This is a genomic window from Marinimicrobium koreense (assembly GCF_003762925.1).
Taxonomy (GTDB): Bacteria; Pseudomonadota; Gammaproteobacteria; order Pseudomonadales; family Cellvibrionaceae; genus Marinimicrobium; species Marinimicrobium koreense.
Map to the genome: position 1 here is coordinate 1,147,470 of NZ_RJUK01000001.1, position 12,722 is coordinate 1,160,191.

Genomic DNA, 12,722 nt, shown 5'->3' on the forward strand with positions numbered 1-12,722 from the left:
ACACAGCATTCGAGACCAGGTCGCCACCGGAACCACCATTATCAGTCTTCCCGGTGACGGAGCCAGCGTAATTCTCCGACACCACCGGCGACCACATCCAGGGTCAGACAGGCGACGGACGCCGTACCCATGGTATAGCGACCCGGTTCGGCGCCAGTCAGATAATGAATAAGATCGCCGACCAATGGCATGTGACTGACCAGCATCAGGTTATCCTCCTCACAGGCCTGCAACTGGGCACACAGCGCCTCGAGGTCGGCCTCCGGGGTGAGCAGCTCGGTCTCGACCGGCTCGGCCCCGCGGCCAAGGACCTGATTGACGATTGCGGCCGTCTGCCGGGCGCGGCGGTAAGGGCTGACCCACAACTGATCCAGATCGGACAGCTCGTCGCTCAGCGCGTTGGCCACCCGCTCGACATCCGCCTCACCCCGGGCGGTCAGGGGGCGCTCGGCATCCGATGACGCTTTGGTCTGAGCCTGACCGTGACGCATAATGAACAGGGTTTTCATTCAGACACCTCAGTTGCGCGAATGATCGTCGCCGGTCTCTTCCCGCTCGTCTTGTCGGGGTGCTGGTGACTCAGCCTCCGGCCAGTCACTGAATGGAAATGGCTTGTCATCGCTACTGTAGGTGAGAAACTCCAGAGCGCGATAAATATACAGCGCCAGCGACTTTCCAAACTGGCGCAGATTCCGGTTGGGGCTTCCGGTCAGCAGTGCAAACAGGAATTGCAGGACGATCACAACCCCCATAACCACCCCGGCGACATAAAGCAGTACGGCAAACAACAGCATATAGACCAGCCGCAGCCAATGCTTGCCCGAGGTCACATTGGTTTTCAGAGTTTCGCTATCCATCAGTCTGCTCCCATATATTCCACGTCGTGGTTTTGTTCACCCAACATCAGTTTCCGGGCGACATCGGCGATTGCCTCACCTTCGAATAGTACCGCAAATAGCCCCGAAACCAGAGGCATATAAACACCCAGCTCGTCCGCCTTCTGTTTGACCTGGCGCAGGGTGTTGACCCCCTCCGCCACCTGCCCCAGCCCCTGGATGACCTCCTCCAGAGGCTGTCCCTGCCCGAGCGCGTAGCCTACCCGGTAATTACGGCTCAGGTCCGAGGTGCAGGTGAGGATCAGATCGCCCACACCCGCCAACCCCAGAAAGGTCATCGGGTTCGCCCCCATGGCGGCAGCAAAACGCCCCATTTCCGCCAGGCTTCGGGTCAACAGCATCGCCTGGGTGTTATGCCCCGCCCCAAGGGCAGCGGCCATGCCACACACAATGGCATAAATGTTCTTCAGTGCGCCACCAAGTTCCACTCCGTAGCGATCGGGGTTGGCATAGACCCGGAAGGTCTCCGAGCGCAGGCAACTCTGCACCTGTTGGATCAACGCCTCGCTCTCGCTCGCCACCACGGTACCGGTCTGCTGTCGGGCGACAATTTCCTTGGCGAAATTCGGACCGCTGAGCACGCCAATGGCGTGGTCGGGCAACTCCTGCTCGAGAACCTGGCTCATCAGGGTGAAGCCCTCCGGCTCAATGCCCTTCGCCGTACTGATCACCATCGCCTCTTTGCGCAGCAGCGGCGCAATCTGTCGGGTGACTGCCCGAAAGGAATGGCTGGGAATCGATACGAACACCAGGTCACTGTCGGACACCGCCCGGGTCAGATCCGACGTCACCTCCAGGCCGTCAGCCAGACGCTGCCCCGGCAGGTAGCGCCGATTCTCCCGCGTTGACTGGGTCTCGGTGGCACTGGCGGAGTCCCGCATCCAGAGAAAGGTGCGAACGCCGTTCTCGGCAATGATATTGGCAATGGCCGTTCCGAAGCTTCCGCCTCCGAGTACGGCCACCGTGAGCTTTTGGGTCATAGGATTAGATCCGTCCTGCATTGATACCGATCGCTTTAAAGTGTAGCCCGCTTCGGCGGGCCGGGAGATGACAACCCACCTATTCAAGGAAGGCGGGTTGGAGACATAAAAAATTCACATTTTTCTTGTCCACATTTTCTGTGGATAACTTGGTGGATACTTTTTGGGAAAGTGCCTCGAAGCCGCATCATCTCTGACCGTTGCACAGATTGTCCAAAAAATAACCGGCTCAATTTTTTCTTTATTTATCAATATGTTACGAATGTCAACCAGGGATATAGCGAAGTTTTCGCACTCTGTCGGAACCCTTGACAAGTACCGCACTGCTAATGTGCATAAACCAGTTAGTGAACCTTAACCGCGAAACTCCCGTAGCCACAAAACTTTCATAAAGCAAGCGTATTATTGCGCGCTTTCGGGATCACTTTGACGCCATCCGTGCGCCCGAACGAGGCGCACCGAAGCCATCGCCAAACACCTCCCGAGTTTCAGCGGGGCGCCAGCACGCCGTAGCCGCCATCGACATATATCAGCGGGTCTACCGCCAGCTCACCGAGCTTCACTTCGTGAATCCGGGCCACCACGATATGGTGGGTGCCATAAGTCATAATCTGGTCCGACTCGCAGAAGAAGGTCGCCTGGGCGTCCGCCAGGTAAGGCACCTCATCCCGCCCCTGACGCCAGTCCCCGATACTGAAGCGCGGTTGATCGCCCTCGAAACCGGCACACCGATTGGAGATGGCCTGCTGATCAGACCCCAGGATATTGATGGCAAAAGGCGTGCCTGGCGTGGATAGATGCCCTTCCAGCGCCACTTGTTTGTTCACACAGACCAACAAGGACGCGGGATTGTCTGAGACCGAGGTCACCGAAGAGACCGTCATCGCATGACGCTCACCATCGTCCGAACGGGTGGATAACACCGATACGCCGGAGGCCAGGCGACGCATCCCCATCTTCATGGCCATACCCAGTTCGGCCTCTTGCGGGTGATCGACCTCTTGTTGCTTGGGGGTATCCTGCATGCTTACTCCTCACATCTGGTAAGCCGCTATTCTGACTAGCCGCCGTGACAGACACAAGTGCCACTGAACGCCCGAACCTTGCGAGACCAAATTACCGTTGACGCGGTGGGGTACCATCGGTATTATGCGCACCTCGCGAATGACGGCGTCCACTGGATGGCCATTCGGTCTACGGCGGAGTGTAGCGCAGCCTGGTAGCGCGTCTGCTTTGGGAGCAGAATGTCGGGGGTTCGAATCCCTCCACTCCGACCACTCGCCTGCGAGATTTCCCAGCCATGCGCCCGTAGCTCAGCTGGATAGAGCACCCGCCTTCTAAGCGGGTGGTCGCAGGTTCGAGTCCTGCCGGGCGCGCCATCTTCAAGTGGGGCAATGAATCCACTGAAAGATCGGAAGGCTCGTCAGACGACAAACCTGTATCAGGGTAAGACCTCAAAGGTCTGGATTCATACCGAAAACTTCGGTAGAGTACGCGCCCTGAAATTGACCCCGGCAATCGGGGACAACACCTTGCAATGGTGGCTGTAGCTCAGTTGGTAGAGTCCTGGATTGTGATTCCAGTTGTCGCGGGTTCGAGCCCCGTCAGCCACCCCACTTCCCCCCTTTCTGATTCCCCTGCAACACTACAACGGCGCTTTGCCTGAGCGGAGCACTGTGGGACAATAGCGCCCTTTTCTACTCCAGCCCAGCATGAGGAATTCGGTCCATGCCAGCACAGATTCTCGACGGTAAAGCCCTCGCCAAAAAAACCGAGCAGGAGCTCGCCCAGCGCGTTGCCGATCTCAAGGCCCGCAGCAATGGCCAGGCCCCGATTCTCGCCACCATTCTGGTCGGCGATGACCCCGCCTCCGCCACCTACGTAAAAATGAAAGGCAACGCCTGCGAGCGCATCGGGATGGAATCCCTGCGCATCGAGCTGCCCGCGAGCACCAGCACCGACGAACTGCTGGCCAAAATCGATGAGCTGAACAACGACCCCAACGTGCACGGCATTCTGCTGCAGCACCCGGTACCCGAGCAGATTGACGAACGTCGCTGCTTCGATGCCATCAGCCTGGAAAAAGACGTCGACGGCGTCACCTGTCTCGGCTTTGGCCGGATGAGCATGGGCGAAGAAGCCTACGGCTGTGCGACCCCCAAAGGCATCATGCGCCTGCTGGAAGCCTACGACATCGAACTGGAAGGCAAGCACGCGGTCGTGGTCGGTCGCAGCGCCATTCTGGGCAAGCCCATGGCCATGATGCTGCTCGGCGCCAACGCCACCGTCACCATCTGTCACTCGCGCACCAAAAACCTGCCCGAACTGGTTCGCCAGGCCGACATCGTCGTGGGCGCGGTTGGCCGCCCGGAATTCATCAAAGCGGACTGGATCAAAGACGGCGCCGTGGTGGTCGATGCCGGCTACCACCCGGAAAAAGTGGGCGACATTGAACTCGAACCCCTGGTCGACCGGGTCAGCGCCTACACCCCGGTGCCCGGCGGCGTCGGCCCCATGACCATCAACACCCTGATTTACCAGACCGTAGAGTCCGGCGAAAAGAGCATCGGCCAGTAGCGAGTTCGGCATGGCCATGCGCCTGGACAAATACATCAGCCAATGCACCGGCCTTTCCCGCAAGGGTGTGCGCATCGCCCTCTACGGCAAGCGGGTGCAGGTCAATGGCGTCACTACCAAAAGTGTCAGCCAGGCACTGACGGGGAACGAGCAGGTGACGCTGGACGGCGAACCTCTCGCCCTCCCCCGGGCCCGCTACCTGATGCTGCACAAACCCGCTGGCACCCTAAGTGCCACCCAGGACAGCAGCCAGCCCTGCGTGCTGGATCTGCTGCCGCCGGCATTGGCGGACGGCCTTCAGATTGTCGGCCGCCTGGATAAAGACACGACCGGCCTGCTGCTGTTGACCGACGACGGCGCCTGGAACCACCGGATCACCTCCCCCCGGCGCGCCTGCGCCAAGGTGTATGACGTCACCACCGCCGACCCTATTGCGCCGGATATCGCCAAACAGTTTGCCGACGGTATTCTGCTTAACAATGAAAGCAAGCCGACCCTGCCGGCCACTCTGGAACAACTGGACGAGCGGCGGGCCCGAGTCACACTTCAGGAAGGTCGCTACCATCAGGTCAAACGCATGTTCGCCGCCACGGGAAATCGGGTCGTCGAACTGCACCGGCTCGCCGTGGGTGGCATTGTGCTCGACCCCGAACTGGCACCCGGCGACTTCCGCTCGCTGACCGAGGATGAGATCGCCCGTGTCTGACAGCGCCTCTCAATGGCTTCTGGAACAGATCCATTCGGCCCGGGGAATGGCCAGCCTCTGGTGTCTGGATGAGCACGCCCAGGGCGACACCCTGCCAAACGCTTCATCCCTCAGCGTGATCACCAACCGTTGGGATCAGTCCGAACTCACCCGCCACGCCGGCCTGAATACCCACTTCAGTGATTTTGATTTCTCGCCTCGGGCCGACGGTTCACTGGATCGAGTATTCTATCGCGTCTCCAAAGAAAAACCGGTCGTGCACCACATCATCAACGAAGCCGGCCGCTGCCTGAAGCCCGGTGGTGAGCTGGTCCTGTGCGGGCACAAAACCGACGGCACCAAAACCTATATCGACAAAGCCTCCGCGTATCTGGGCCAGCGCGAGAAGGCCAAAAAAATGGGGCAACTCTACGTCGCGCGCCTGGTCCGGTCCGATAGCCTGGCAACGCCACTGGATGACAGCGACTACACCATTCCCCGCCCCATTTTCACCGACGATGACGTTCAGTTTTTCAGCAAACCGGGGCTGTTCGGCTGGCAGAAACGGGACCGGGGCAGTGCCATGTTGTGGGAACAGGCGGCGCCCCGTCTGCAGACTTCCGTCGCTGAAACCCTGCTGGACCTCGGCTGCGGCTACGGCTATCTGGGGCTTATGACTCAGCGCCTGCCACTGAAGCGGAGAGTGTTGACCGACAATAATGCTGCCGCCCTGGCCATGGCGGCCTACAATGCCGAACACAATGGTATTCCCGCCGAAGTGATCGGCGCCGACTGTGGCGAGCGCATTACCGACACCTTTGATGCCGTGCTGTGCAACCCGCCCTTTCATCACGGGTTCGGTGTCAGCGGGGATTTGACCGACCGGTTTTTACGCAGTGCCCACACCCACCTGACGCCCAATGGTCGAGCCTGGTTTGTGGTGAACCGGTTTATTCCCCTGGAACAGAAAGCCCGCGGCCTCTTTACGCACGCCGAGGTACTGGCTGACCGGGACGGTTTCAAAGTGATTGAGCTCCGCCGCTAACCCCGATCAACCCCCCAAGGCCTTGCGGCGATACCGCAGCCGGCATTGCGCCCGCCGCTGGTCCAGTTCGGGATGCACCTGCAACCGGGCTTCAAACGTCTCCCACTCCGGCGCCTGCCGAAAGAAGGCCCCAATAGCATTGGCGTAATGCTGCGTGCTAAGGCGCTGCGCCTCGGCCCAGAGTCGGCGGATAACGCGATCTTTGCAGAGCGCCGACGCAAGCAACTGCGCCTCACTCTCAAAATTCATCACCAGAGCACCGCCCGGCGCCACCACCGACCAGAGGGCGCTGCACCAGTTTGCATCAGCCGCAATGGCGCGCTCTGCTTCGCCGCCCACATGGCCGAACAGGTCATCAATCACCAGATCAAACCCCGGCCCCCGATACTGTGCCAACCACTCCCGCGCGTCCGCCTCAAGCAGGCAGACATTGGCTGCCGAGGCACCGAACACCTCTCGCGCCACCTGCAAATGGACCGGGTTCAACTCAATCCCGACAATCAGGTCCGGGCTCAGAAACCGGTTGAGCTGGCACACCACAGCGCCACCGCCAACGCCCAGCAGCAACACCCGCGACGGACGCCCAGACCGGAGTGCAAAAGCGGGCAGCAACAACAGGTCCCAGACGCTGCCGGTTACCGGCTCGGCGGGATTGTACTGACTGTGGAATACGCCGTTGGTGTACAGGCGCAGACTGTTGCCCGCCCGGCGGACCTCGTAGCGATCCTCACCCTGTTGGCGCAACCAGAACAGCGCCACCGGCTAGCGACCCCGCCCTAGTACCGCCATGGCAGCGTTGATCTGCTGCAGACGTCGCTCGGAGCCGCCCCGATCCGGATGGTGGTCCATCGCCAGACGACGGTAGCGCTGCTTGATTTCCTCCCGGGTAACCGGGTCGGTCAGCTCCAGCGTTGCCAGGGCATCGGCCCGCTCCTGGTCGGAGGGAGCCGCCCCCTGCCCCAGACGCTTCCAGAAACCCGCCAGCAGTTCTACCACCGTCTCTTCGGTCGCGTTGTCGTAATACGACCAATCCAGGTAGAACTCGCGTAAGGGCCCCGCCTCCGCCTCGGATACCGCCCGGGCACTCTCCCCGTCCGCCAGCGGCCGCAGATAGATCGCCAGGGGCGAGATCACCAGCGCCTGCCCCTGGCAGGCAAACTCCTCCTGGAGCCGATGCAGGGCGTTGAACACCTGAAAGTGCACCCGGAACAGGGTCAGCGGATGAAAACTGTAGTCCCGATCCACCAGCCCCCGGGTCTTGAGGCCTTTGATCAGGGTAAACTCGGTCTGGGCCACCCCCTGGGCGGCCTGCAGTAGCTCCCGAACGGGGCCGATCAGCGGGTTGCGCTCCCCCTCGTCGGGCAGCCTTTGTGTCTGTTCAGTCATAGCCGCCAGTATAGGGAAAGCGGCCTGGATTACCAGCAGAAGACCCGACGCCAGGCACCAGCCCACTCAATCTAACCCGTTGAAAAAGCACCAGTTATTACCCAAAGTGCACAGAGAACACCCAAATTGCACAAACCGTCACCAGGCCACCCCAAAAGGGGCACTTTTTTCTGAAAAAAGGGTTGACCGATCCAAATCCGGACTATAGGATACGCACCACTTCCAGACAGGAAGGCGCCACTCCGCCTTAGCTCAGTTGGTAGAGCAAATGACTGTTAATCATTGGGTCGCTGGTTCGAGCCCAGCAGGCGGAGCCAAATTACTAGCCAAACGCTAGACCAGAAACCACCCACCTCGGGTGGTTTTTTTATGCTTGTTGATTAACCTCCCACGACACTTTCATACAGTTATTCCACTTCAGCCTCGCACTCCGGCGTCCACTCCTGCTCCGGGTGATCCAGAAAACGGCCCAGTGCTGACTCTACACAGGTGTCCGACCATATCACCGAGTGGCCGACTTCTTCGGCAATATAGAGCTGGGCCTCTGGCCAGCGACGGGACACATCGCGAGACCATTGCGCCGGTGTGACGGGGTCCAGTTCGCCGGCCAATATCAGCGTAGGTGTGGCGGGCGGTTCGAGGGGTGGCAGAGGTTCATCGGCGGAGCCCAACCAGCGACAGATGTAACTGTCCCAACGATCCATATAGGCGGCGTAGCGTGGGTAACGGGCCAACTCGGCATTGTAGGCGACCTCGGTGCCCAGCGTATGATCAAAGCAGTCCACTGCCATGAACGTCAGCCTTGATAGGCCGCCCTCCAACGCCTGGTTGATAAAAGACTCCACCAGCGGGGTCACTCGTTCGGGCTCTTCGCTCACAACCCCCTGCAGCGCCTCGACAATCATCGGCCAATCGCCATGGTTATACAGGGCGCTGAATACCGTGGTCATCATTCGGTGATCGTCCAGTACCACTTCGATGGATTCCGTTCGGTACCAACTGTCCACGGACAATTCCAACGGCTGACTCTCCAGCGTTTTGAGGGCCTGCATCAGCAAGGCGTTCAGGTCCGGCACCGACTCGGCGCAGCCCTGGCGCCCTTGGCACCAGCGGATGAAACGCTCAATGCTTTGGGTTACCACACCGGGCCAACTGATCAACCCACCCTGGTCCGGTGGGTAGAGCGCATCCAGAACCAATGTTCGCACCGGCGGCGGCTCTTCAGGGTTCAACGCTACGGTCGCCAGAGCGAGGCGCGTACCGTAGGACACGCCGATCAGATTGAACTGGTCGTAGGGCAAGAGGCGCATCAGTGCAGCCAGATCGGCGGCGCTTTGCCGGGTACCAAACTGATCCTGACGAAAGTGCCCCGCAGCCTCCAAGTCCGCAAAACAGGCTTGCAGCAACTCGGCGGCTTCCCGCGCTTCCCGCTGCGGCTCAATATGCTGAGCAACGGCCTGCTCACTGTAGATGTCATACTCCGGGCAGGTCAGTGCGGGCTCGCTTTGCCCCACGCCGCGCCGATCCATCAGAATCAGGTCACGGTGCAGATTGCTGTATTCCTGCCAGGACTGCCAGAATTCGATGCTGTGTTTGTCGAGTCCGGCCGAACCACCGGGGCCGCCGGGCAAGTAGATCACCGGGTCGTCCCGTCGCTCGGCCGAACTGGAACGGAGGATGACCACCGGCAGGTGAAAACGCTGCTCACCCGAGTCGGTCGCATAGCCGGGCGTCAACAGGTCGGCGCAGCGGACGTCTTTACGCCAGTGGCTCTGGAAGTCGCAACGGCGGTAACGGAGCTCATAGTCCGTAGCAATTGCCGGTGCATTATCAGGCGTCGATTCCGTCGCTCTGGCCGTTATCGTTTCAGGGGAAACGTCAATAAACCAACAGGTGGCCGCCGCGCCCGCAATGCCCAAACACAAGACCCATATCCACCAGAGTTTGCGCATCAAGCGTTGACCGTTTGCTGCAGAACCAGAGCCCGGTATTCATCGCCCGGCATGGGACGGGCCAGCCAAAAGCCTTGCAGGTAGTCCACACCCAGGCCTTCCAACGCCAGACTCTGGGTTTGCGTTTCCACGCCTTCGGCCACGACTTTCAGATTGAGTGCCTGAGCCATGGCCACACTCGCTTCCACCAGAGCTCGATCCTGCCGGGACTGGTCCATGCCCTGCACAAAGCTGCGATCAATTTTCAGATAACTGAAGGGGTGTTGGCGCAGGTAACTGAGTGACGAGTAGCCCTGACCAAAGTCATCCATGGAGATGGCGACCCCCAGGTCGGTCAATTGATTGAGAACTTCCGCCGCTTCGATCACGTTATTCAGTAGCACGCCTTCGGTGATTTCCAGAATCACGCACCGCGGGTCGATGCCGGATTCGTGCAACGCCTGTTGCAGGTCACTGACGATGTACCCGTGCACAAACTGTTTGGGGGAGACGTTTACCGAGATGGTCAGCGCCTGCCCACTCTCCTTGATCAAGGCGACGGTGTGGGAAAACGCTTTTCTGAGCACCATCATTCCCAGTTTTCGGATCTGCCCGCTCTGCTCCGCGACCGGAATAAAGTCCGCCGGTGAAATAAACCCTTCCGCCGTGCGCCAACGCACCAGGGCTTCGGAGCCGGTGCAGCGCCCCTCAACCGGCTCGTACACCGGCTGGAAGAAAACCTCCAACCCATTCTCATCCAGCGCTTCGCGCAACTTCTGTTGAAGATCAAAGCGATGCTGCAGGCTGGTGGCCATTTCCGGTTGATAAAAGTTGAAGCAGTGTTTGTATTTTTTGCTGTGATGCAACGCCAGATCGACGCTGCGCATCAGGCCCAACAGCTGTCGACCATCATCCGGATAGCAGGCCACCCCGGCACTGGCGGTGACGGTCAGCTCCATACCATCAAGCGTAACCGGCTCGGTCAGTGCTTCGAGCAGCGCACCGGCACGGGCCGCCACCCGATGGCGGCTTTCGGTACCGGCGCACATCATCAGAAACTCATCGCCGCCCTGGCGCACCAGGTGCTCACCAAGGCCGAGCTGGGCCTTGAGCCGCTCGGCAAGCGCGACGATCAGTTGATCCCCCGCCCTGTGGCCCAGACTGTCATTGACCTGCTTGAAGTCATCCAGGTCCAGCAGAATGACACAGAAACCTTTGTCGCTGCGTTCGGCCTGCCCCAGCAACCGCCGCATGACCCGCAGGCCGAAGCGGCGGTTCGGCAATCCCGTCAGGTAATCGGTGTAGGCTTTGCGGCGCACGAGCGACAGGTGTCGGCGTTTCAGATCGAGCTGCCGGGAGAGCGCCCAGTTCAGCCGAAAGGCCAGCAGGTAAATGATGACGCTGGAGGCGATGACAAACAGCCAGCCTTTGGTGGTCTGCCAGAACAGGAAGCTGGTGGAGTCTGCGGCGACCAACCAGTACAGCACCCGGTCGGATAGCAATATCCACAAGGAGGCGAGCGCGAGGTAGATCAGGGCTATCCGTACTGGGGTCATAAATGGTCAGTATCACTTCAACAGGCTTGACTTGAGGATAGCAGCCATAGAACGATGCGACCATATGTCGGCGCTTTTTTGCTCCACAATAGACTATGGCAATCACTGTTATAGCGACTGCCCGTTGCTATACTAGGCGCAGGTGTCCGCCGAGGGCTGCGCAGTGACGGGAGTTTCGCCCCTACGAGCGCCCATCTCGGCGCTCCTGATGCCGGTCCCCCGCGGCGGCAAGCGCCTCGGAAAATCCCCTCAGGGCCGGTCAATCAGCCGACAGACGGCAGCCCAGCGGACACCCTCTTCCCTGCCTCCCGGCGCATCAGCGCTACTCGTACAGGGGTGGCAGGTCGGCCTCAAACAGGGTCGCCGGATGTTCGTGGAACTCAATGAAGTTGTCCGCCGCCGAATGGCCCGAGTACGGCACATAAAAGTGATTCCGGCTTTCCCGTTCGCGATTGGCGTTACGCCACACTTGCACATACACGATCTGTCGCGTCCACTCGTTTGCCTGCCAACCTTTGAGCAACCGTTCGGTGAAGAAGTCTGACTCGAACAGCGTATCCTGCCCACCTTCGGTCATGGCCGCCAGTTTGCCGCGCTGCGCCGCCAATTTGGCCAAGGCACCCAGACTGGCAATAAACCGCGCGGCATCTTCCTCCGGTGTGGCGGTGTTGGCGGAATGGCCCAGATCCCAGTAGTTATCAATACCGAGAATATCCACGTAGTCATCGCCGGGGTAGCCGTAAAGATAGGACGACTCAAACTGGTCCAGATTCAACCGACTGCGATCCGGAGAAAACGCGAACAGCAACTGGTCGAGCTGTTGCTCTTGGGCCAAATAGTCCACGGTAAAGCGCCACAAGGCTCGATAATCCTCCTCGGATGTCGGCCCCTTGCCCCACCAGAACCAGTCGCCATTGTGTTCGTGCCAGGGCCGGAAAATCAGTGGCATGGGTCCGGTGCGGCCATCGGGCAACGACACCTCCAGGGAGCGGGCGAACGCCGCAAATTGATCCAGCGCCAGGCGCAGATCCTTATGGTATTGCCCGCCCGGCAGCAGCTCGGCGGCGCCGGTGTCGGTTTCCCAGGAGCTGCTGCCAGTGCCCGGGTGGGTCATATGCCAGGAGACACTCACTACACCACCGCGGCGGTAGGCATCACGCATCCAGTCGCGCATTTTCGCAAAGGGGACGCCGTCCAGGTTCCGGGCATCGTTCAGCTCCAGGCGTCCCAGATCCCAGCCGTAAAGCGCGGGGTAGTCACCCGTGGTGAGTTTGACATCGGAGCGCCCGGAGTCATCACGCCACTGTACCCCGTACGCCAGGCTGTCCTGGTGACCGAATAGAAAGCCCTCGCCTTTCAGCCGGTGCAGGTTGCGCCAGAGCGCCTGGGCGGCGGGATCAATGTTCTCAGTGATGGGCTCGACGGAGCCTGCGGTTTGTTGCGGGGCGTCAGATTGAGGCGCTGAGCAAGCCGTCAGCAAGGCAACCAGGCCCGCCAGCAGGCCGTGAAAGACGGTGGTCCTGACCATATCACACCTTGTTTATTGGGTTATTGACGTTGTTTTGGCACGCTGCCGTCGACCGGAGAGGTTCGACGCCAACCGATTGTAATCGGTTACACAGCCAGAATGCAATTTCTCTGTGTCAGAAGAGAAAAACATTAAGGG

General features: G+C 60.1%; 12 protein-coding genes and 4 tRNA genes. 7 read left to right on the forward strand and 9 right to left on the reverse strand.

Going from position 1 to position 12,722, the window contains the following annotated elements; translation table 11 throughout:
* Nucleotides 1–41: 41 nt before the first annotated feature.
* From sixA to EDC38_RS04920, 4 genes are all read right to left on the reverse strand, one after another.
* A complete protein-coding gene (sixA, locus tag EDC38_RS04905) occupies nucleotides 42–509 on the reverse strand; it encodes a phosphohistidine phosphatase SixA (protein ID WP_123637545.1) in 468 nt (155 codons plus the stop codon).
* Nucleotides 510–518: 9 nt separating this feature from the next.
* Nucleotides 519–857, reverse strand: a complete 339-nt coding sequence (locus tag EDC38_RS04910; RefSeq protein ID WP_123637546.1) for a DUF4389 domain-containing protein — start codon at nucleotides 855–857, stop codon at nucleotides 519–521.
* Complete coding sequence (locus EDC38_RS04915) at nucleotides 857–1,876, reverse strand: NAD(P)H-dependent glycerol-3-phosphate dehydrogenase (RefSeq protein ID WP_123637547.1); 1,020 nt, start codon at nucleotides 1,874–1,876, stop codon at nucleotides 857–859. The genes EDC38_RS04910 and EDC38_RS04915 overlap by 1 nt, the downstream gene beginning before the upstream one ends.
* Before the next feature lie 488 nt (nucleotides 1,877–2,364).
* Nucleotides 2,365–2,901, reverse strand: coding sequence for a flavin reductase family protein (locus tag EDC38_RS04920; RefSeq protein ID WP_123637548.1), 537 nt, complete (start codon nucleotides 2,899–2,901; stop codon nucleotides 2,365–2,367).
* A gap of 175 nt (nucleotides 2,902–3,076) precedes the next feature.
* On the opposite strand from EDC38_RS04920, the gene EDC38_RS04925 reads away from it, so the two are divergent.
* From EDC38_RS04925 to EDC38_RS04950, 6 genes are all read left to right on the forward strand, one after another.
* Nucleotides 3,077–3,153: transfer RNA gene (locus EDC38_RS04925), tRNA-Pro, on the forward strand.
* A 25-nt stretch (nucleotides 3,154–3,178) separates the two neighbouring features.
* Nucleotides 3,179–3,255, forward strand: a tRNA-Arg gene (locus EDC38_RS04930).
* A 161-nt stretch (nucleotides 3,256–3,416) separates the two neighbouring features.
* Nucleotides 3,417–3,492 (forward strand) — tRNA-His (locus tag EDC38_RS04935).
* A gap of 112 nt (nucleotides 3,493–3,604) precedes the next feature.
* Complete coding sequence (gene folD, locus EDC38_RS04940; protein WP_123637549.1) at nucleotides 3,605–4,453, forward strand: bifunctional methylenetetrahydrofolate dehydrogenase/methenyltetrahydrofolate cyclohydrolase FolD; 849 nt, start codon at nucleotides 3,605–3,607, stop codon at nucleotides 4,451–4,453.
* 10 nt (nucleotides 4,454–4,463) lie between these two features.
* Nucleotides 4,464–5,159, forward strand: a complete 696-nt coding sequence (locus tag EDC38_RS04945; protein WP_342769059.1) for a pseudouridine synthase — start codon at nucleotides 4,464–4,466, stop codon at nucleotides 5,157–5,159.
* Nucleotides 5,152–6,183 carry a class I SAM-dependent methyltransferase gene (locus EDC38_RS04950; RefSeq protein ID WP_170162853.1) on the forward strand — a complete coding sequence of 344 codons (1,032 nt, stop codon included), beginning with the start codon at nucleotides 5,152–5,154 and terminating at the stop codon, nucleotides 6,181–6,183. The genes EDC38_RS04945 and EDC38_RS04950 overlap by 8 nt, the downstream gene beginning before the upstream one ends.
* 6 nt (nucleotides 6,184–6,189) lie before the next feature.
* Here EDC38_RS04950 and EDC38_RS04955 read toward each other — a convergent pair whose 3' ends face one another.
* Together EDC38_RS04955 and EDC38_RS04960 are read right to left on the reverse strand one after the other, a co-directional pair.
* Complete coding sequence (locus tag EDC38_RS04955) at nucleotides 6,190–6,942, reverse strand: methyltransferase domain-containing protein (protein WP_123637551.1); 753 nt, start codon at nucleotides 6,940–6,942, stop codon at nucleotides 6,190–6,192.
* 3 nt (nucleotides 6,943–6,945) lie between these two features.
* Nucleotides 6,946–7,569, reverse strand: coding sequence for a DNA-J related domain-containing protein (locus EDC38_RS04960; protein ID WP_123637552.1), 624 nt, complete (start codon nucleotides 7,567–7,569; stop codon nucleotides 6,946–6,948).
* A 241-nt stretch (nucleotides 7,570–7,810) separates the two neighbouring features.
* On the opposite strand from EDC38_RS04960, the gene EDC38_RS04965 reads away from it, so the two are divergent.
* Nucleotides 7,811–7,886: transfer RNA gene (locus tag EDC38_RS04965), tRNA-Asn, on the forward strand.
* Nucleotides 7,887–7,976: 90 nt separating this feature from the next.
* Here the strand turns inward: EDC38_RS04965 and EDC38_RS04970 are convergent.
* The 3 genes from EDC38_RS04970 to EDC38_RS04980 form a co-directional block, all read right to left on the reverse strand.
* The gene (locus tag EDC38_RS04970) at nucleotides 7,977–9,521 is read right to left on the reverse strand and encodes an alpha/beta fold hydrolase (RefSeq protein WP_123637553.1); all 1,545 of its coding nucleotides are present in this window, start codon (nucleotides 9,519–9,521) and stop codon (nucleotides 7,977–7,979) included.
* Nucleotides 9,521–11,056: a putative bifunctional diguanylate cyclase/phosphodiesterase gene (locus EDC38_RS04975; protein WP_123637554.1), complete on the reverse strand. Its 1,536-nt coding sequence runs from the start codon at nucleotides 11,054–11,056 to the stop codon at nucleotides 9,521–9,523. Before EDC38_RS04975 ends, EDC38_RS04970 begins: the two co-directional genes overlap by 1 nt.
* A 322-nt stretch (nucleotides 11,057–11,378) precedes the next feature.
* Nucleotides 11,379–12,584 (reverse strand): glycoside hydrolase family 26 protein, encoded by a 1,206-nt coding sequence (locus tag EDC38_RS04980; protein WP_123637555.1) that lies wholly within the window; start codon nucleotides 12,582–12,584, stop codon nucleotides 11,379–11,381.
* Nucleotides 12,585–12,722 lie beyond the last annotated feature (138 nt).

Bases quoted from the DNA above. Each gene is read 5' to 3' on its own strand.
- EDC38_RS04960 (WP_123637552.1), bottom strand. From the start codon at position 7,569: ATGACTGAACAGACACAAAGGCTGCCCGACGAGGGGGAGCGCAACCCG.
- EDC38_RS04910 (WP_123637546.1), bottom strand. From the start codon at position 857: ATGGATAGCGAAACTCTGAAAACCAATGTGACCTCGGGCAAGCATTGG.
- EDC38_RS04945 (WP_342769059.1), top strand. From the start codon at position 4,464: ATGGCCATGCGCCTGGACAAATACATCAGCCAATGCACCGGCCTTTCC.
- EDC38_RS04980 (WP_123637555.1), bottom strand. From the start codon at position 12,584: ATGGTCAGGACCACCGTCTTTCACGGCCTGCTGGCGGGCCTGGTTGCC.
- folD (WP_123637549.1), top strand. From the start codon at position 3,605: ATGCCAGCACAGATTCTCGACGGTAAAGCCCTCGCCAAAAAAACCGAG.
- EDC38_RS04920 (WP_123637548.1), bottom strand. From the start codon at position 2,901: ATGCAGGATACCCCCAAGCAACAAGAGGTCGATCACCCGCAAGAGGCC.
- sixA (WP_123637545.1), bottom strand. From the start codon at position 509: ATGAAAACCCTGTTCATTATGCGTCACGGTCAGGCTCAGACCAAAGCG.
- EDC38_RS04975 (WP_123637554.1), bottom strand. From the start codon at position 11,056: ATGACCCCAGTACGGATAGCCCTGATCTACCTCGCGCTCGCCTCCTTG.
- EDC38_RS04970 (WP_123637553.1), bottom strand. From the start codon at position 9,521: ATGCGCAAACTCTGGTGGATATGGGTCTTGTGTTTGGGCATTGCGGGC.
- EDC38_RS04915 (WP_123637547.1), bottom strand. From the start codon at position 1,876: ATGACCCAAAAGCTCACGGTGGCCGTACTCGGAGGCGGAAGCTTCGGA.